The 19625-nt window shown below is 42.0% G+C and carries 16 protein-coding genes and 1 pseudogene; 6 read left to right on the top strand and 11 right to left on the bottom strand.

Going from position 1 to position 19625, the window contains the following annotated elements; genetic code table 11:
• Window positions 1-120: 120 nt before the first annotated feature.
• Both AC4CVD_RS12200 and AC4CVD_RS12195 read right to left on the bottom strand, forming a co-directional pair.
• Window positions 121-1182, bottom strand: coding sequence for a hypothetical protein (locus tag AC4CVD_RS12200; protein ID WP_490753203.1), 1062 nt, complete (start codon window positions 1180-1182; stop codon window positions 121-123).
• Between the two features lie 81 nt (window positions 1183-1263).
• Entirely contained in the window at window positions 1264-2505 is a 1242-nt protein-coding gene (locus tag AC4CVD_RS12195) for a L,D-transpeptidase family protein (protein WP_490753202.1), read from the bottom strand.
• Window positions 2506-2707: 202 nt separating this feature from the next.
• Between AC4CVD_RS12195 and hemE the strand changes: the two genes are divergently transcribed.
• The 5 genes from hemE to AC4CVD_RS12170 all read left to right on the top strand — a co-directional run bounded on the left by hemE (window position 2708) and on the right by AC4CVD_RS12170 (window position 8756).
• The gene (hemE, locus tag AC4CVD_RS12190; RefSeq protein WP_490753201.1) at window positions 2708-3778 is read left to right on the top strand and encodes a uroporphyrinogen decarboxylase; all 1071 of its coding nucleotides are present in this window, start codon (window positions 2708-2710) and stop codon (window positions 3776-3778) included.
• Between the two features lie 36 nt (window positions 3779-3814).
• Window positions 3815-4612 (top strand): DUF817 family protein, encoded by a 798-nt coding sequence (locus AC4CVD_RS12185; protein WP_279663848.1) that lies wholly within the window; start codon window positions 3815-3817, stop codon window positions 4610-4612.
• 144 nt (window positions 4613-4756) lie between these two features.
• Window positions 4757-5227, top strand: coding sequence for a DUF3015 family protein (locus tag AC4CVD_RS12180; RefSeq protein ID WP_004695672.1), 471 nt, complete (start codon window positions 4757-4759; stop codon window positions 5225-5227).
• A gap of 69 nt (window positions 5228-5296) precedes the next feature.
• A complete protein-coding gene (locus tag AC4CVD_RS12175) occupies window positions 5297-7183 on the top strand; it encodes an Lnb N-terminal periplasmic domain-containing protein (RefSeq protein ID WP_279663746.1) in 1887 nt (628 codons plus the stop codon).
• Between the two features lie 196 nt (window positions 7184-7379).
• A complete protein-coding gene (locus tag AC4CVD_RS12170) occupies window positions 7380-8756 on the top strand; it encodes a diguanylate cyclase (RefSeq protein WP_279663744.1) in 1377 nt (458 codons plus the stop codon).
• A gap of 56 nt (window positions 8757-8812) precedes the next feature.
• Here AC4CVD_RS12170 and AC4CVD_RS12165 read toward each other — a convergent pair whose 3' ends face one another.
• The 6 genes and pseudogenes from AC4CVD_RS12165 to AC4CVD_RS12140 all read right to left on the bottom strand — a co-directional run bounded on the left by AC4CVD_RS12165 (window position 8813) and on the right by AC4CVD_RS12140 (window position 13892).
• A complete protein-coding gene (locus AC4CVD_RS12165) occupies window positions 8813-9172 on the bottom strand; it encodes a cupin domain-containing protein (protein ID WP_004695678.1) in 360 nt (119 codons plus the stop codon).
• A gap of 86 nt (window positions 9173-9258) precedes the next feature.
• Window positions 9259-9807 carry a GTP cyclohydrolase I FolE gene (folE, locus tag AC4CVD_RS12160; RefSeq protein ID WP_171054237.1) on the bottom strand — a complete coding sequence of 183 codons (549 nt, stop codon included), beginning with the start codon at window positions 9805-9807 and terminating at the stop codon, window positions 9259-9261.
• A 93-nt stretch (window positions 9808-9900) separates the two neighbouring features.
• Complete coding sequence (locus tag AC4CVD_RS12155; protein ID WP_004695682.1) at window positions 9901-10587, bottom strand: Smr/MutS family protein; 687 nt, start codon at window positions 10585-10587, stop codon at window positions 9901-9903.
• A gap of 252 nt (window positions 10588-10839) precedes the next feature.
• Entirely contained in the window at window positions 10840-11661 is an 822-nt protein-coding gene (locus AC4CVD_RS12150) for an SDR family NAD(P)-dependent oxidoreductase (RefSeq protein ID WP_252715872.1), read from the bottom strand.
• Between the two features lie 32 nt (window positions 11662-11693).
• Window positions 11694-13327, bottom strand: a pseudogene (locus tag AC4CVD_RS12145) (long-chain fatty acid--CoA ligase).
• Between the two features lie 70 nt (window positions 13328-13397).
• Window positions 13398-13892, bottom strand: a complete 495-nt coding sequence (locus AC4CVD_RS12140) for a 2,4'-dihydroxyacetophenone dioxygenase family protein (protein ID WP_419276783.1) — start codon at window positions 13890-13892, stop codon at window positions 13398-13400.
• Between the two features lie 344 nt (window positions 13893-14236).
• On the opposite strand from AC4CVD_RS12140, the gene AC4CVD_RS12135 reads away from it, so the two are divergent.
• A complete protein-coding gene (locus tag AC4CVD_RS12135) occupies window positions 14237-16891 on the top strand; it encodes a winged helix-turn-helix domain-containing protein (RefSeq protein WP_490753200.1) in 2655 nt (884 codons plus the stop codon).
• 115 nt (window positions 16892-17006) lie between these two features.
• On the opposite strand, the gene trpC is transcribed toward AC4CVD_RS12135, so the two are convergent.
• Genes trpC through AC4CVD_RS12120 form a run of 3 tightly spaced genes read right to left on the bottom strand, consistent with a single transcriptional unit; the run spans window position 17007 to window position 19477 of the window.
• Window positions 17007-17813 (bottom strand): indole-3-glycerol phosphate synthase TrpC, encoded by an 807-nt coding sequence (trpC, locus tag AC4CVD_RS12130; protein ID WP_004695695.1) that lies wholly within the window; start codon window positions 17811-17813, stop codon window positions 17007-17009.
• A 16-nt stretch (window positions 17814-17829) separates the two neighbouring features.
• Window positions 17830-18876, bottom strand: coding sequence for an anthranilate phosphoribosyltransferase (gene trpD, locus AC4CVD_RS12125; protein ID WP_005400478.1), 1047 nt, complete (start codon window positions 18874-18876; stop codon window positions 17830-17832).
• A 16-nt stretch (window positions 18877-18892) separates the two neighbouring features.
• Window positions 18893-19477 (bottom strand): anthranilate synthase component II, encoded by a 585-nt coding sequence (locus AC4CVD_RS12120; protein WP_005400479.1) that lies wholly within the window; start codon window positions 19475-19477, stop codon window positions 18893-18895.
• Window positions 19478-19625: the final 148 nt, after the last annotated feature.

Here is a 19625-nt window from a genome sequence, read left to right as displayed (position 1 = left end):
TGAACTCCAATCTTATTTTTAATCTATGGAGGAATTTTAGCGTTTTATATTTATCGCTAAAACAGTGAATTTGCAATGTTGCGTTTCAATATTGAAATGATTAAACGCAACATTGCAGTCTTAGTCTAAATCACAATACCGCACACGGAAATCTTTCCAGACGTAGTTTTTGCTTTGAGCATATTCAGCTAAAAATTGTTGATGCAACTTCGGCTGCTGTTGCATCCAGTCATTGCCCCATTTCACACCAAGCGGAGCCGCTTTGTCTTTAAAAACAAAATAGTCATCGAGGCAAGTACTGCTTTCAACGGAGAGCGGTACATCTTGATCATCGAGATAATTTTCATAGTTAATCGAGTTGGGTGGATTCTTCAAGAATACTTTGTCACTGGCGGTGAGTAGAGTTTTCTGTTCAAAGTGCTTAAGCGTACCTTGTCTGTACTCATAATGGGTTTCAAGGTTATAAGGATGCACGGTTTGGTAGTCGCCCGGGGACTTGGTGCTGTATTCAAGTGTTGCATTATTATAATCTGATGAGTTCTCATCCCATTTGGGGCCAAAACTCATCCCATCTTCAATGGCTGGAGCCACAAATTGCACGCGGTGGAGCTGTTTGCCATTCGTGTCGATTTCAATAATTTCATAGCTGTATCGGTAGTGATTGTTGGCATAGATGGAGTTCATGGCCGCACTGGCTTTTAACTCTGTAGGAGTATAGGCATAGCGAGTACGAAAAATCAGGGCGAGATGCTTCGCGACGGGCATAATCGAAAACAGCTCATGATCTTTGACTATATTGTCGAGTTGAGGCTGTAGGGTGATTTTTTCTCGATTTTCAGCATAAGCCTCGCCTATTGAAAAAACTGCGGATTGGGGCTGGTTTAAATAAAGCAGTTTAGGCTTTTGCTCTGTTCGAATCACGTAATAGTGAATCGGAGATTTGCCTGCGATGACATAATAGCGTGCATTCAAAAGTGGATCTCTGAGGCTATCTTGCTCTGGAATGTATTGCGGATGACGGATTTTTTCATGATCATCCAGACTGTCGAATGGATTGTCAGATTCCACCACATAAGCAGAAGCATCCACGCTGGTCACTATTTCTTCATCTAATTCGGCAAAGCTATAAGTTGAGAAAGATAGTAAGCAGGCCACGGGCAGTATTATTTTTAAAGCATTCATCGTCATTTTTATATTGTTGTAATTGAAAAAAGGTGCTCTCAAGAGAACACCTTTTATAGCGTAAATGCCTTAGAAAGCCAATTATTCTAAGAATTTAACCGTTACACCTGACTTCACTTTTTTGCCAAGATCATTGGCATCCCAGTTGGTCAAACGGATACAACCGTGTGATGCTGTTTTAGAAATAGCAGAAGGGTTTGGCGTACCGTGGATACCAAATGATTTTTTGCTTAAACCAATCCAGATATTCCCTACAGGACCGTTTGGACCCGGTGGTAGAGAAAGTGGTTTTAAGTTTTTGCCCTGTACAAAGTTACTTGGCGAGTAGCTATACCATGGATTTGGTGCAACACCAGTGACTTTATAGGTACCCGCTGGCGATGGAGTGTCCGAGCTACCAATGGTTGCAGGGAAAGAACCAATCATTTGGTTGCGGCTGTTAAATAAATACAGCTGTTTTGCACCTTTGTGCGCAACGATCAAATGAATGTCTTCTGGCACTTCATTGCGGATATTGGCCACAATAATTTTTTCGCCCGCTTTTTTGAAGGTCGCTTTTGGATTTAACTTCTGCAAGAAGTCTTCATCCATATGGAACTTTTCACCTAACATTTCAGTCACACGGGTGTAATACAAACCTTTCATTTTGGCTTGTAGTGCATAATCGCGTGGAATTGATGCAGCATAAGGACCTTTTAGGTCTGCTTCGGTAATGGTGTATTCAATAAATGCAGGCTTAGAACCTTGGCTTGCCAGTAAGGCATCCCAAGTTTCTTTGGTTAAGGTGCCTGTTGCTTTTAAACCGCTCATTTGCTGGAACGAGGCAATGGCTTTGAGGGTATTTTTACCGCTCATGCCATCAATTGCACCCGGAGACGCATGTGCATTATTCAACATCACGTGAGCACGTGCATAGACAGGGAATTGGCCTTTACCAATGTTGTCAAACCATTCTGCACTGTTTAAACCATTTAATGTCCACGATGCTTTTGCTGCAGCAGGATTGGTCGTCGTGGTGGTCGGTGCAGTGGTGGTTTTGCTTGGTGCAGCACCAACGTCAGCTGTTTTATCTTCAGATTGTTCAAGTTGATCTAAAGTTTGCGAAGCTTGGTTTAAGTCTGCTTGTTCTTTTGCTGTAATTTGGCTATTTGCAACCGCAGTAGAAGCTGAAGCGACATCTGTTGCTAAAGGATCAATAGGATCTTGAACTGAAGTACCAATGATCTTTTTGGGCGTCAAAGGTTGTTCAGTAGTAGATGCAGCAAACGCTGTACCAGCAAGAATGCAACTTAAACTCATCGCGAGTATTGTGCGAACGAACATGTAATTCAACCTTAAGAATTATTCATTTACAAAGTAAAAACTAGTCAAGTATTACAGAAAAAAGATGGAGATGCAGTATTTGTTTTGTGTAAATATTCGTTTGCATCTTTGTCCTGATCGAATTTTAGTGTTATGAGAAGTTATTAAAAATTCGACCTTTTTGTTATGATGGTGAGCAAATTTAATTGAGATGGGAAAGTAAATGACGACGCTTAAAAATGATCGTTTTCTACGTGCTTTATTACGTGAACCTGTAGATACCACACCCGTCTGGATGATGCGTCAAGCAGGGCGTTATTTACCTGAATATCGTGCAACCCGTGCACAAGCGGGTGATTTCCTTTCGTTGTGTAAAAATAACGAATTTGCGTGTGAAGTAACTTTACAGCCTTTACGTCGTTATGAGCTCGACGCAGCCATTTTATTTTCAGATATTTTAACTGTACCCGATGCTTTGGGTTTAGGGCTTTATTTTGAAGCTGGGGAAGGGCCTAAATTTCATAAAACGGTTCGTACTGAACAAGATGTGGCGAATTTACCTAAGTTTAATGCTGCATCTGATCTCGACTATGTGATGAATGCAGTCAAGACGATTCGTTCAGCCTTAGGTGGAAAAGTGCCTTTAATTGGCTTTTCAGGCAGTCCTTGGACGCTAGCAACTTATATGGTTGAAGGTGGTTCGAGCAAAGATTTCCGTTTCACCAAACAAATGATGTATGCGCAACCTGAAGTTTTACATGCGCTGCTCGATCGTTTGGCTGATGCGGTGATTGATTATCTAAATGCGCAAATTGATGCAGGTGCTCAAGCCGTACAGATTTTTGACAGCTGGGGCGGGGCATTGGCACACCGTGAATATTTAGAATTTTCTTTAAAATACATGCAAAAAATTGTTGCAGGTTTAAAGCGTGAAAATGAAGGACGTAAAGTGCCTGTGATTTTATTCACCAAAGGTGGCGGTCAGTGGCTAGAGCCAATGGTGGCAACAGGGGCGGATGCTTTTGGTCTAGATTGGACTACGCCATTAAATGTGGCTCGCCAAACGGTGGCTGGCCGTGCGGCACTGCAAGGCAACTTAGACCCTGCAACATTATATGGTTCGCATGAGACCATTGTGAAAGCCACCAAAGCCATGTTAGATGACGCTTATGCAGGCGGTGAGAAAACGGGTTATGTTGCAAACTTAGGTCACGGTATTACCCAGTGGGTTGACCCTGAAAACCCGAAAGCCTTTATTGATACTGTGCATGAATACAGTGCCAAATATCTCTAAGTTTCACAGCTTCAATTCAATTAGGGTTCATGCGTGATCACGATTTTAAAATCATGTTTTGAGTTCTCATCTAAGGCAGCTTCGGCTGCCTTATTTGGGATATTACTGCTATTGGCTTTTGCGTTCACAGCCAGTATGGGAAGTCAGGAATATTTCGGTTTTTTCCGTTATGACTATCTATTGTTTTATGCCGTGTTGATTCAGGTAGGTCTGCTGTATTTAAAACTCGAGTCTTGGGCCGAAGCCAAAGTGATTGCGTTATTTCATGTGATGGCAATGGTGATGGAAATCTTTTTGACCCATCCGCAAATTGCATCTTGGCAGTATCCGCATCCCGCCGTGTTTAAAATTCTCACCGTGCCGTTGTTTGCAGGTTTTATGTATTCGGCTGTAGGCAGTTTTTTTTCGCGCTCATTGCGTCTCTATCATGTTTCTTTTCAGCACTTGCCCCGTTTCTCCGCCATGCTGACATTGGCGGTGTTGTCTTATATCAACTTTATGTCCAAATTTTTTGTTCCCGATATTCGTTATCTTTTGTTTGCGTGGAGCATAGTGCTGTTTTGGAAAACCAAGATTGGCTTTGAATTACAGCAGCACCGTTTTCAACTGCCGATGTTACCCGTACTTTTACTGTTGGCTTTTATTATTTGGATTGCGGAAAATATCAGTACGTTTTACCAAATCTGGCTGTACCCAAGTCAAGTCGATGCATGGCATATGGTCGGTTGGGGTAAGTTGGGTTCTTGGTATTTATTGCTACTGCTCAGTCTGGTGTTGGTGTTAAAGATTTTAGGGAAACGAGACCTACGTGGCAGTTGGTCCTTATACCGCTAGCACATTTTTAAATATTCACTTCACTTTAGTATAAATTGTTTTGCGTTATGCGCTTGTTACCGCTATCTTACAAGGGTGTAGATCAAAATACACACAATAGGAACAATAAAAATACTCGGAGATAATCGAGTCTGGAGAAACCTTATGTTGAAAAAAATAGCATTGGCTGCGGTTTTGGCTGTTGGTTCTACCGCTACATTTGCAGATAATGACGTCGGTTGTGGTATTGGTTCACAAATTTGGGCTGGCCAGTCTGGTAAAGTCGCTAAAATTTTAGCGGGTACAACCAATGGTCTTTTTGCTAACCAACTTTTCGGTATTACCTTTGGTACTTTAGGTTGTAGCGGTACAGGTACTGTGACTGCTCAGGCAGTAACATTTACCAACGAAAATGCGGAAGCATTGGCGCGTGATATGGCAGTTGGTGAGGGCGAAAGTCTAAATGTACTGGCTGAATTACTGAACATCCAGTCTGAAGATAAAGCACGTTTCTTTGAAGTGTCTAAACAAAACTTCGCAAAAATTTATTCAGCTGAAAACCAAGATGCGCTTCAAGTATTAGCATCTTTACAAGCAGTGATGGCAACGGATAGCGTATTAAAAGCATACGTTTAATTGCACCATAAAACCCTGCCATTCAGGCAGGGTTTTTCATATCTAAAAAAGAAGAATAGCTAACACTGCATGAAATCTGTTGTCCTCCTCTTTAGTGTGCTATTCAGCACCAGCATCTTTGCTCAAGCACCTAGCTCAGCAGAGTTTTATATTGAAAAAGCACAGCAACTGGAGCTAGCATCAAATGTGACTTGGCAACGTTTGATGTATGTCAATGTTTCAGGACAAAGTGAAGTCACTTACCGTCCTTTTTTTTATAGCGAACACGGACAAACTCAGCTCAAACAAGAGCTTGATGCCAATATTGCAGCACTTTTTACTCCAGCCGAAGCCAATCAATCGATTCAGTGTCGCTTTCCGGCACGTTCAAAGTGGCTCATAGGACAACTGAATATTGCATCAAACCAACTGCCTAAAGCCTCATGTCCTGAGCTGGATGAGTGGCTTGGGCAAATTAAGCCGTATAAGGCGACTTTAATTTACGCCACGGACTTTATGGGCAATCCCAGTTCGATGTTTGGGCATACCCTGTTAAGGCTCGATCCTAAAGACCAAAAACAGCTGAACTTAGTCTCTTATGCCGTGAATTATGCAGCGACAGTGGCCAATAGCGACAGCTTTTCTTTTGCATGGAAGGGCTTAACCGGGCAGTACCCAGGTGAGTACTCACTCATGCCGTACTATCGAAAAGTGAAAGAATATGGTGATTTGGAAAGCCGCGATTTGTGGGAGTATGAGTTAGCCCTGACGCCAGAAGAAACCAAAACCATGGTTGAGCATATTTGGGAACTCAAGCATGTGCAATTTCCTTACTATTTTATCAGTGATAACTGTGCCTATCGTTTACTGGGTTTAATTGATTTGGTACGGCCAGAGGTCAACCTACAAAAACAATTTAAAACCGCTGCGATTCCTGTTGAGACTATTAAGGCGGTCGATGAAAACCATCTAATTGCAGAAAGTGTTTACCGTCCAGCTTTAGAAACTCAGTTGTTGGCACAAGCCAAACAACACGGACAAGCCTTGGCAGCGGCTGCGCATCAGGTTGCGCAACTTGAACCTGCTCAAATGCAAGATTATTTGAATCGCTATGCCTTGGTGGATCAGGCACGTATTTTAGAAATGGCCTATGACCATGTGTATTTACAGTTAATTGCACAAAAGATTGCGGCAGAAGACGCCCAACCGCGTATTCGACAACTGCTGGGTTTGCGGAGTCAGATTGACTTGGAAAAGCAACGTCAAGTGGTCGAAGCGCCAAAAGTAGATCCAGTAAAAGGCCACCATGCGCGAACCGTTCAGCTTGAAGCAGGTGAGATACAAGGTGACACTTATTTCCGACTGAGCCATCGTCAGGCCTATCATGACTTGATTGACCCACAAGGCGGCTTTCGTTTGGGTACACAGCTTAAGTTTCTAGATGGTAGCCTCGAATATCGCGATGATCGACTAAAACTGCAAGAACTAAATGTGCTAGAGGTCAATGCCTACAGTCCACTGACTGCCTTTAAAACACCATTAAGCTGGGGTTTTAACATGGGTTGGCAACAAGAGGCACTACTAGATCGAGATGGTGCATTTAGTGAACAGGATCAACACGGTGTATTCAATCTATCCAGTCAGTTTGGCTATAGTGTGGCAGATCAAGAGCGTCAACATTTATGCTATGCACAATTGCAAAATCATGTTCAAGCAGGTAAAGCTTTAGACCGAGGTTGGCGCGTGGGACTTGGGCCAACGGTAGGCTGCCAGAACATCTGGAGCGAACATATCAATAGTTTGGTACAGGTCGAGCTGCCATATTGGGAAGATAGCCATCAATGGCAAGTCAGACTGAATACACAGTTGCAATATTTATTCAATCAGCAAAATGCGTTGAGGCTTCATTGGCAGTATCAACAGCAAAAAGGCAAAGATTGGGATCAGACGGGTTTGAGTTATATCCATTTCTTTTAGTTCGATCCTCTTTTCAAAGCTCCAATAATGGGGCTTTTTTTATGAAAGTCATTGCCGTTAAAACAACCAAACGTGAGCCTTACTTTTTATAAAGCGCTGAAAATGAAAGCTGATGGTGAAAATAAGTATTGAAATTTGTTATATTAATCACATAAATGTCTAGTAAGTCTCAAAAATATATAAATAGGTAAGTTTTATGAATGATGAATGCATGGCTAAATTGGCCGAGCAATGGGGGAAAATTTGCCAACATTATTCAGTGAATGATCACGTTAAAGCGCAAAATTTTATTCAGCAGCATTCGTCTGTATTGGTTAATGAATTTTATAGCAATATTGTCTTGGAGCCTGAGGCTGCAGATTTTTTTAAAGATGACATCATTCAACAACGTTTAAAAAACAGTTTAAACCAATGGCTCATTGAAAGTTTCGACGTGGCTGTGAATGAAGCTTATTACGCAGCAGTTGAAAAACAACAAAAAGTTGGGCAGGTACATGCGCGGGTGGGTATTCCTTCTTGGTTGATCATGCGCGGTATTCGCGAGATTGAAAACAAGATCTTGGAACTCTTGGCTGAACTTCCGCTAGAAAATAACCACCACATGCTGAGTTATATGCTGCAAATTATGGGTTTTGCGACAGAAATTATGTGCAGATCCTATGAAGCTAATACTGAGCGGAGCCATGAAGTTAAGCATAGCTATCGTTTATTTTCTGCAATGCAAGATGTCGCGATACAAAAAGATAAGCAGCGCAGTATTTTGCTTGACTGGGAAAATGAGTTGATGTTCAAAGTCTTCTCCGAGCATCCGCAGTTACAACACATTGCTTTGTCTAAGTCGGAATTTGGTCTATGGTTTGTGCATAAAGCTGCGTATGCGTTTACGGGTGCAGAGCAGGTGGAGACCATTATCAGGCTGATTCAACAGGTCGATACCCTCAATTTTGACGTGCTCGACTGTCAAGATCAGGCTCAGAAGGTAGAACGCATTCAAGAAATTCGTGACGTGAACCGACAGATTCAGCATTTGGTCGATCAACTGTTTCAAGTGACCGAATATATAGACTCAGGCAATGACTCACTGACTCAGCTGTTAAACCGTCGTTATTTAAGTACGATTGTGTCGCGTGAAATTAATTTTGCCCGTAAAAATGATGCAGCGCTGAGCCTATTGGCAATCGACGCAGATTATTTCAAACGTATCAACGATAAATATGGGCATACCGCAGGGGACTTGGCACTGCGTTTTATTGCTGAAGTCTTGTTAGATGTAGCGAAGGGTAGTGACTATGCCTTCCGTGTCGGTGGAGAAGAGTTCTTATTGCTGTTGGTCGACAGTGATCTCACGCGTGCTTTACAAATCGCTGAAACGATTCGCATGCGGATACAAGAAACCCCAATTCGTACCGCTCATGGGCAAAGTTTTAGTTTTACCGTCAGTATTGGCTGTACGGTTTATAATGGTCATCCTGACTATCAACGCTTTTTAGACACTGCCGATTCGGCACTCTATGCAGCCAAAAATAAAGGGCGTAACTGTATTCATGTGACTGAAAAAGTCCTGAGTGTTTAAATCTCAGACTTAAACACGAACTGTTCTAAGACGTTTCAAATCGGTTGTTGAGGTGCTTATACCTCAACAATCACATAGTATTTTTTTACAGCTTCAATCACTTCAAATGTGCCGATAAAACTCGGTGGAATAATTCCTGCCTGACCTGCTTTGACTTCAATGAAGTTTTGAGTGTGGGCATCATGAATACGGATGCAGCCTTCCATCACTTGAAAGAATTCTTGTTTGTTGTCAGCAAATTGAATATTCCATGAGCCAACTTCACAGTGCCAAATCCCGCAGCCCATGTGTGGATGCTCGTACAGATTATAGGTCAAGCGCTGTGGGTTACCTTGAACTAAACGGTCTGAACGTGGAAAATCAATACTCTGTTCGCCTTGGGTCAAACCATGACCTGCTAACCAAATTGCTGACATTGCGTATTCCTCTAAACAAAAAATGAATCGTTCAATGATATATGCATAAAAAAAGCCCCAACAGAGGTTGAGGCTTTATGTTTCAATTAATAGCTTTCAGGGACTGCACTTAAAAACTCACGACGCTCTTCTTTATTGGTTTTAAAGTCACCAATAAAGGAAACGGTACGTGTAGTCGATTCTTGCTTGCCGACGCCGCGCATCATCATACACATATGTGCAGAATCAATCATAACCGCCACGCCACGTGCGCCTGTCACTTCTGCAACCGCTTCTGCAATCTGCTGCGTCAGATTTTCTTGAATCTGTAGACGACGTGCAAACATTTCGGTGATGCGTGCAAATTTAGAGAGTCCAAGGACATTGCCTTCAGGTAAATACGCAATATGTACGCGACCATAAAAAGGCAATAAATGGTGTTCACAGAGTGAATAAAATTCGATATTTTTAACCAGCACCATTTCACGGTTGTCCGATGGGAACACCGCATTATTGGTCACTTCTTCTAAGCTTTTGCTATAACCAGACGTTAAATACGAAAAAGCTTTAGCAGCACGCATAGGCGTATCGAGGAGACCTGGACGGGTTAGGTCTTCACCAACGGCAGTTAAGATGTTAGCGTAGGATTGCTGCATAGACATAAGACGTGTTCACTTACACTGATATTGAACAAGGACGGCATTGTAGCAGAAAACTATTCCAATGCCTTATTTTGGACAAAAATCCGATTACTGTTTAAACTTTGGGTTCTTTTCAGCACGTTTTAGCAACACTAAAACTGCACCTGTGCCACCTTGTTTCTCTGGTGCACTCACAAAAGCCAATACATCGCGGTGTTGACGCAGCCAACCATTCACATATGTTTTTAAAATGGCTTCTGGACCTTTGCCGTGTACAATTTTAATGACATTTTGATTTTCATCTTTGGCCATTTGAATGACTTGTAAAACTGCGACACGGGCTTCTTCAACGGTGCAACCATGCAAGTCGACTGCTTCAAACCAACGAATGTTACCCGCTTTTAAATCTTCAAATACTTTGTGTTGCAGCGTAGCAATGCGATAACTGAGCGCGGCTTGGCTCGCGACAGGATTGAGCATGGCTTGAGTATCAGACAGCTCAGTTGCATCGGTATGCATTGGGCCTTCAGCCGCTGCACGTTTTGCTAAAGTTTGTGCATCGATTTTTTTCTTTGGATTTTTTTCTATTTTGGCAATGTTCGCGGTCTCCATTTTTTGGACACCTTGCATTTGTTTTTGAAACAACGCGAAATCATCTTCTGGCTCGGGCGGAGCAACTTGAGCTTGGGCCTCAGACTGTTTAATCGCAGTCGAATGCGGATTAGTGATTTGCTTTTTAAAGTCTTTCAGTAAATTAAACTGTTCTTTAGAAAGCGATGAATCATGTTTGCTCATAGGGTCAGAAAAATACGCAAAATAAGGAATTAGGCGATAATTATAGTCTGATTTTTCCTATATTTGAACTGAATTGCATTTATAGAGAATGGCAAAAAATTGAATAGCAAATGACTGATAGTATTTTGTGGAGTGCTCAAGAGAGCGACTGCCGTGGAAGAACCTAAAATGATTGAACCCGAGTAACCATGCTACCTAGATAGACAAATGATCCACTCGGGTTCAGGTTTGGCGTGCTAAGTCAGTCGTGACTTAACTTGCGCGTAAAGTACGGATGATTTTATCCAGTTTTTTATCGATTTGGTTACGATAAAGGTCAGGCAAGACCCGCGAAATTTTCGCAAGAATACGTGCTTGAGCACTTGGAATGATCATAAATTGAGAAGAAAAAATGCCGTTGTAAATTTCTTGGCAGGCTTTCTCCACAGGCATACTGCCACCCAATTGCTTTAATGCTGCTGTGACTGGCGAACCGTGTTTACGTTCTTCCGTCACAAGCGGTGTGTCCACTTCGGGTGGGCAAACCACAGCAACATCAATTTTTTGACTACGAAGTTCCATACGCAGTACTTCAGCCAAACCGACGACACCAAATTTAGATGAGCAGTAACCTGTATAACCATAACAACCCACCAAGCCCGCAGCAGAGGCAATAAACACCAGTTTCGGATGTTTACCCTGTTGAACAGCTTGCTTGAGATGCGGTAAGGCAGCATGGGCGACATTACGGCTACCGATAAGATTAATATTGATTTGTCTTTCGAATTCTTGAGAAGTCATTTCATCGAAATTCTTAGCAATGCTGATTCCTGCGGAATTAATCAATAAATCTGGTGCACCAAATTGAGCAGTCGCTTCAGCAAATTTTGCCTCCATTGTACTTTCATTTTGTACATCGACTTCAAAACCACAGACAGCAGGAGAACGCTTTTGCAAATCAGCAACCGCTTGTTCAATCCCAGCATGGACAAAGATACACACTTGGAAGTTGTCTTTGAGTAAACGTTTAGTCAACTCAAGACCGATACCGCTACTGCCGCCTGTCACCCAAGCTGTTTTCAAATTCTTCTTCACATCAATATCCTTTTGAATGTTTCGAATGAGTCTTAAACGACTTCGGCTTGAAGTAAAACATGACCAAATTGTTTACGCAGTTCCGCTTTCACAATTTTACCTGTACCGTTGATTGGCAGTGCATCAACAAAAATCACCACATCAGGAATCTGCCAGCGGGCAATTTTATTGTCAAAGTAAGCCAATGCCTCTTCTTCAGTCAGTGTCGAGTTCTCTTGTTTCACGGCAATCAAAATTGGGCGCTCATTCCATTTTGGATGACGTGCCGCAATGGCTGCTGCCATACGAATCTCCGGGTGACCCACAGCAATATTTTCAAGTTCAACCGAAGAAATCCATTCACCGCCCGATTTGATCAAATCTTTGGCACGGTCACAGATGGTCATATAACCGTCTGCATCTAGGGTCGCGATATCACCCGTGTCGAACCAACCATCTGCTGTGGTAGCACTTTGCTCTTGGTTGAAATAATGATCGACAATCCAAGGGCCACGAATTTGTAAATTCCCTTGAGTATGACCATCATTAGCTAAGACTTGATTGGTGCTTTCATCAACGATACGTAATTCAACACCAAAAGGTGGACGACCTTGGGTTAAGCGTAACTTTTCAAACTCTTCAGCACTCAACGTGGCATGTTTTGCTTTCGGTTGGTTCGCTGTTCCCAGTGGGCTGGTTTCAGACATTCCCCATGCATGAATGGTGTCGCAAGCATAGTTGTTTTTGAAATCACGAATAATCGATGGTGGGCATGCAGCGCCACCCACGACATTACGGTTCATACTTTCTAAAGTTGTCCCACGTTTTTCGCAGCTGCAAGTAAGCCTTGCCAGATGGTGGGAACACCTAAAGCCACAGTAACTTTATAGTTGTCAATCAGATTAACAAGGCTGTCACCATCTAGATTGGGGCCTGGTAAAACGATACTTGTACCCACCATGGCTGCTGCATATGGCACACCCCATGCATTGACATGGAACATTGGAACAACAGGCATGACCACATCATTTGCCGACAGGTTCAATGCGTCTGGCAAGCTAATCGCCATAGTGTGTAGTAGGGTAGAGCGGTGGCTATACAGTACGCCTTTCGGATTGCCAGTCGTACCTGAGGTATAACATAAAGAACTTGGGGTTTCTTCACCGAATTGCGGTCAGCTAAATTCAGCAGATTGGTTTTGAATCAAATCATCATAGAAAATAACATCTGGAAGTGCAGCTAAGATTTTTTCATCATGTGCACCGTAACAGATAAATTTTTCAACGGTTGGTACTTTGCCTTGGATTGCGACAATTAACGGTAGGAAAGTCGAATCAAAGAAAATGGCTTTATCTTGTGCATCGTTAATAATGAACACCAGTTATTCTGGGAATAAGCGAGGGTTGATGGTGTGGCAAACATAACCACTCCCTGAAATAGCATACCAAGATTCTAAATGACGGTGGTTGTTCCACGCGATTGTTGCAAGACGATCACCTTGATTAAGATTAAATGACGTGAAAGCATTGGCTAAACGTTTGCTATTCTGTTGGACCTGTAACCAATTGGTGGTGGTCATTTGACCATTTACTTCACGTGAAAAAATAGAAGTATCTGCGTGGTACTTTGCCGCATGTTCGATTAAATTACTAATCAATAAAGATTGGTGCATCATTTTGCCAAACATTTCATTCATCCTTGGTGGCTATTTTTCTAATAAAAAAGGCTATTAGCCGAGGCCAAAAGCCTTTTGGAATTTATTTGTCGCTAAATACAACATCCGAGCCCGGTTTAATATAACGCGGCATTTTTTGCCCTGTATGTTCAGCCACGACGTGAAGAGTGCGCTCGATCCAACCGGCATCCATAATAAACATCAGTGAATCATCATCATTTAAGTTGACGTTCGCACCATTAATGACCATAAAGCCTTCAGCACCTTCTGGGGTTGCTAAAGTATGGATCGAACCTGCTGGTTCAAATAAATAGCTGCCAGCCGTTTGAACATCTTCAGGATATTCGACATAATGCCATGAACCTGCTGTTGTATAGAAATGGACAACACCGGTATGGAAGTGACGTGGAAGGATGGTACCCGGTTCAAAACGGGCATGAATAACCCAGACGCCATTATCGGGGTCTAAAAAGCAAGGTGTGACATGCACACCTGGTAGTGCATTTTTGATTTCGCCATTTTTGATGTTAATTGTTAATAGTCGATCCTGATGTTTAACTGATTGTGCGATGCTCATGACAAACTCCTTGTATGTCTTGGAATCAGAATATGATATGAGATATCAATATCTAAGATTTACTTAAGCCTGAGCATAACAATGTTTCAGAAAATGCAAACCACTCGAAAGAATGGAATTCACATTGTTTGATAAATGCGCGAATGAACAGTTTAAAATAGGGATTGGAATGATTTTTGATGCTATTTCATCTTGCTTAACTGCTGTGCCCCTACTAATTTATAAGTGTTTTAGACTGATGAATGGCATAACATGATTCGTAGAGGATGATGTTTTGCCAAATGCAAAATTCAGGGAAATGAATGTTGCAGATGTAATTGAATAAAAAGATTGGATGAATATACATGCAAGTGTTGAAGACTAAACTCAGTCGTCCGAGCATGCTGAATGGCAGGGCAATGCAACGTCCCCAACTGTTAAGTCAGATCGTGGACTATTGTCAGTCTTCTTTGGTTTTTATTCACGCTGCGGCAGGTTATGGAAAAACCACGCTGATGCATCAACTTTCAGAGTCTCTTTTAGCAAAGGGAAAGAAAGTCTGTTGGTTAACTTTGGATGATGATGACAATGATCCAATTCGACTCTATCAATACTTGCGTTTGGCGCTTTTGGATTTAGAACCACCGCATTCGATCTCTTATGGACAGATCCATAAACAATACATCATTGAGCTGACACAAAAAGTTGCAGAAGAGGATGCTGACACAGTTTTATTTATCGATGAGTTTGAAGCATTAACAAACCCAGAATGTTTGAATATCTTTTGGTGGTTGTACCAGTCCTTGCCTGAAAATTGTCATTTGGTGATTGCTTCAAGGGTCAAACCCAACTGGAGTTTCGCGAAAGAATATCTACTAGGTCGTTTAAAGTGGGTCACAGAGTCTCAGCTCAGTATCAAACAGCAAGAAAGCAGTGCGCTTATTCAGTTTTTACAGCAACAAAACTTTGACCAGCTTGTTTTAAGCACAGAGCTTGCAGAACAATTGATTGATAAAACTGAAGGCTGGTTTACAGGTATTCAGTTCACTAATTTATATTTGAAAGAACATCAAGATATTCATGGTTTTATTCAAAACTTAAGTGGTGCGCATCATCAGATTGTGAATTACCTCAGTGAGCAGGTTTTTTTACAACAAGACCCTGAAATCCAGCAATTTTTATTGCAAATTAGTGTACTAAGAAAAATTAATCCAGCTTTGGTCATTGCCTTAACGGGTAATCCTGCTGCACAGCAGATTCTCGATGCCATTAGCCAAAAAGGCTTGTTCATTCAAGCGATAGATGAACAGCGTACGTGGTATCGCGTGCATCATTTATTTCGAGACTTTTTGCAATCGAAGTTTAAGCTTTTACAACCTGATGCATATCAGCAAATGCATAGTAAAGCGGCAGAATGGTTCAAACAACAGCGTTATCTGATGGAGGCAATTTATCACGCCCAACAAGCAGAAGATCAGCAGTTGATTTTGTCTTTGCTCAACTCGGTGTGTCGTGAACTGATTTTAGAAGGCCGACACTATACTTTCTTGGAGTTGGTCAAACAAATACCAGATTCTGTTTTGGTGCAAAATCCAAATTTGCTCTATGACATTATTTGGACCTTAGTGCTGACTCATCAAGTGACCTTAGCCAATCATTATCTACAGCTCTGGCATAGTGTGGATCAACATGAAACCTTATTACAACATGAGGACCAATTAGGTTTAGCCCCTCTCATTGCTGTTTTAGAAGACAAGTTAGATGTGGCTTATCGCTTAGCGCAACAAAACTTAGCACAACTGCCAAGTACCGTTTATTTTGTCCGTGCTCTACTGATTGGGATTGGGGCTTTACATCACATTTGTTTGGGGCAAATGAGTGAAGCACGAAAGCTATTACTACAAACGCGCATTATCTATTTGCAAGGTCATAACCTATATGGTTTGGCAATGGTCGATTGTATTGATGCTCTATGTGATTATTTACTAGGAGATTTGCCTCTCGCAGCAGAAAAGTTTGCACAAGTTGGGCAGAGCGAGGAATATCGTAAATTAGGCTTAGATGATGACAATAAAGCAGCCATTATGAATATTCTGAGCAGCTTTAAAGCAGACGTGTATTATGAAATGAACCAAATGTCGCAAGTCGAAGTTGCATTAATGGACTTTAAGGGCGGCGGTAATCTAGCAATGCCTGATATGGTGATAGTCGGTTATATTTTACAAATGCGACTAGCGACCTTGCATCAAGATCAAAGTGCGATACAAACGTGTTTGCACCAAGCACATACCCGTAGTAGCCAATGGTCATTACCTCGACTCGCACAAACCATACAAGCCTATGTGCAACAATCAAGCCCGCTTTCTGCATTAGCTGATACTGAACAGGCAGCATTTCAGCCATATTTAAATTTTACGAATTTGCTGCGTGGCGATGATTTAATGCTGGTGCGTCAGCAAATTTTCATGGGGCAAGCCGAGCAAGCCAAAGAATATTTAAGCCAGCAGTTAGCATTTTTTAGGATTTATCCGATACGTTTTGCGCGTGTTCAAATTTTGTTTGCACTGGCCCTGTATCAGCTGAAACAACATGAACAGGCTTTTGAGGCGCTACAACAAGCGCTTGAAACCCTCATGCCGACTCAGGCGGTGCGGGTGATTCTAGATGAAGACCCTTTAATTTGGGATATATTAAGTGGGCTAAGTCAGCATTTAAGTCGACAGAAGCAAAAGCATACAGTTGTGTTATTAGAATATATTCAGCAACTTCAAAAGCTCAATCAAGCTGAAAGCAGTGCTGAAGCTTTGATCGGAAGTTCTGGCCTTGAGGCTTTATCAAAACGTGAAGTCCAAATTTTAGAAAAATTAAGCCGTGGCTGTACTGATGCTGAAATATCCGAGTCGATCTTTTTGTCCATCAATACGGTGAAATGGCATCTGCGTAAAATCTATAACAAGTTGCAGGTCCGCTCTCGAATGGAAGCAGTGAATGAAGCCAAGAAGCAGGGTTTAATTGAGTAATTTAAGATTGAATAATTTTTTATATGTTACTGTTTAACGAGATCTTCAACGGCTTTTTGAAAGAACATATCACAAAGTATTCAGGGCAAGGGCATGCCTTACCCTGAATATGCCATTAAAGTGATTTAGGTGTTCCAAACAGCTCAGTAAAGGCGTGGTCTGGACGTGGCTGTTTCATAAAACTTTCACCGACCAAGAAAGCATGAATGTCATGCTCTTGCATCATGGCAACATCCGCTGGGGTCGCAATGCCGCTTTCAGTCACCAGTAGACGAGATGGTTCAAGCAGTTTTTTCAGTCGAATCGAGGTGTTTAAGTCCACATCAAAGGTTTTTAAATTGCGGTTATTGACACCCAATACGCAACGCTCAGATAGACGTAAAGCACGTTCAAGTTCTGCTTCATCGTGTACTTCAACCAAGACATCTAAATTCTGCTCAAAAGCCGTTTTCGACATTTCTTCGAGTTGCTGATCGGACAAGCATGCCACAATCAGAAGAATACAGTCCGCATGTAAAGCACGTGCTTCAATCACCCCATAAGGGTCAATCAGAAAGTCTTTACGTAATGCAGGCAGGGCACAGTGAGAACGTGCAATTTGAATATTCTCATCGGCACCTTGGAAAAAATCGACATCGGTTAAAACCGATAAACATGCTGCACCTGCGGCTTCGTATTGCTGCGCGATTTCAGCAGGATCAAAGTTTTCACGAATGATGCCTTTAGATGGTGATGCTTTCTTAATTTCAGCGATCACACCCGGTTGTTTGCTCAGTAAAGACTTTGCAAAACCACGCACAGGAGTTGCCTCAAATGCCCATTCTTCAACATCTTTATAGCTACGTTGTTTGAGGCGTGCAGCAAACTCTTCCTGCTTGCGATCCACAATTTTGCCTAAAATCGTATTTGCGATATCTACCATGACAAAATCCTGTCTATCAAGCGTCGTATTGTTTAAGGGTTTTGCTGAATTCAGCAAGGATGCTCATCTTTTCTAAGGCTTGTCCGCCGTAGATGATGTCATGTGCTAAAGCCACGCCTTGTTTATAGCTAGTACAAAGTCCAGAGACATACAAACCAGCACCTGCATTTAAAGCAATCATGTTGGCTGCTTTTTCGCCTTTATCGGATTTATTTTTGCCTAAGGCATCTTTAATTAGGCTTAAACTTTCAGCAGAATCTTGAATGATTAAACCAGTTAAAGTTTGCGACTCAATCCCAACATCTTCAGGTTGAATCTCCCATTCGGTGACTTCACCATTTTTGAGTTCAGCCACATAGGTACTTGATGCAAGGCTAATTTCATCTAAACCATCTTTCGAATGAACCACCATGACATGTTCTGCGCCCAGTTGTTTCATCACTTCTGCAATAGGACGGCACAATTCAGTCGAAAACACCCCAATCACTAGACGTTTTACTCCAGCCGGATTCGTAAGCGGGCCAAGTAAATTGAAAATACTTCGAATGCCTAATTCACGACGTGGGCCAACCGCATACTTCATCGCTTTGTGATGATTCGGGGCAAACAAGAAACCTACACCCATTTCACGAATACAACGTTCAGTTTGTTGCATGTTTAAGTCAAGTTGGATGCCTGCTTGTTCTAACAGGTCCGATGAACCCGATTTGGTTGAAACACCACGGTTACCATGTTTAGCAATGGTTGCACCTGCCGCAGCAATCACAAAAGCAGACGCAGTCGAGACGTTAAATAAGTTCTGACCGTCACCACCTGTACCGACGATGTCGACTAAATAAGGAACATCACTGACATCAATTTTGATGGCAAACTCGCGCATGACACGAGCCGCTGCGGTAATTTCATCAATACTTTCGCCTTTTAAGCGTAGACCCATCATCAGTGCACCAATTTGGGCATCTGTTGCTTCACCATTCATGATGGTGCGCATGACGTCTTCCATTTGCGGTTGCGTCAATTCAATATTTTTAGTGATGTTATTTAAAGCTTGTTGCATATTCATTTTTCACTGCACTCATTTATGCGTAAATTTCTAAAAAGTTCTTAAAGATTTGATGGCCATGCTGACTCAAGATTGATTCAGGGTGAAATTGCACGCCTTCAACGGCAAGCGTCTTATGCTTTACACCCATGATTTCTTCAATTGAGCCATCTGCTTCATTGGTCCAGCAGGTCACTTCTAAGCATTCAGGCAAGCTTTCTTGATCAATCACCAGTGAGTGATAACGCGTTGCTGAAAACGGGGAAGGGAGGTTGCTAAAAATGCCTTTATTCGAGTGGTGCATGTCAGACAGACGCCCATGCATCACTTTTTTGGCACGAATGATTTCGCCACCAAATGCTTGACCAATGGCCTGATGTCCTAAGCACACCCCTAATAATGGAATTTTTCCAGCAAAATGCTGAATGGCAGGAATGGAAATTCCTGCTTCCGAAGGTGAGCATGGACCAGGGCCAATCACAAGATACTTAGGTTGCCATCGCTCAATATCTTCCAATGTCACGGCATCATTACGTACTACTTTTACTTCTTGATTTAACTCGCCAAAATACTGGACGATGTTGTAGGTAAAAGAGTCATAGTTGTCGATCATTAAAAGCATGAGCTTAACCTATTGAAATTTATGCAAATAAATGTGCTTGAAGAGTCCTATGGTATTCGTGCGTTTACATTATAAAGCTATAAGTAAATTATTTTTCTCATTCAATGACTTGAATGGAGGCACAAAACCGAAATTATCATAGCAAAAA

The sequence above is a fragment of the Acinetobacter sp. LipI_23 genome (assembly GCF_058243045.1).
This window is presented reverse-complemented; position numbering and strand designations above follow the sequence as displayed.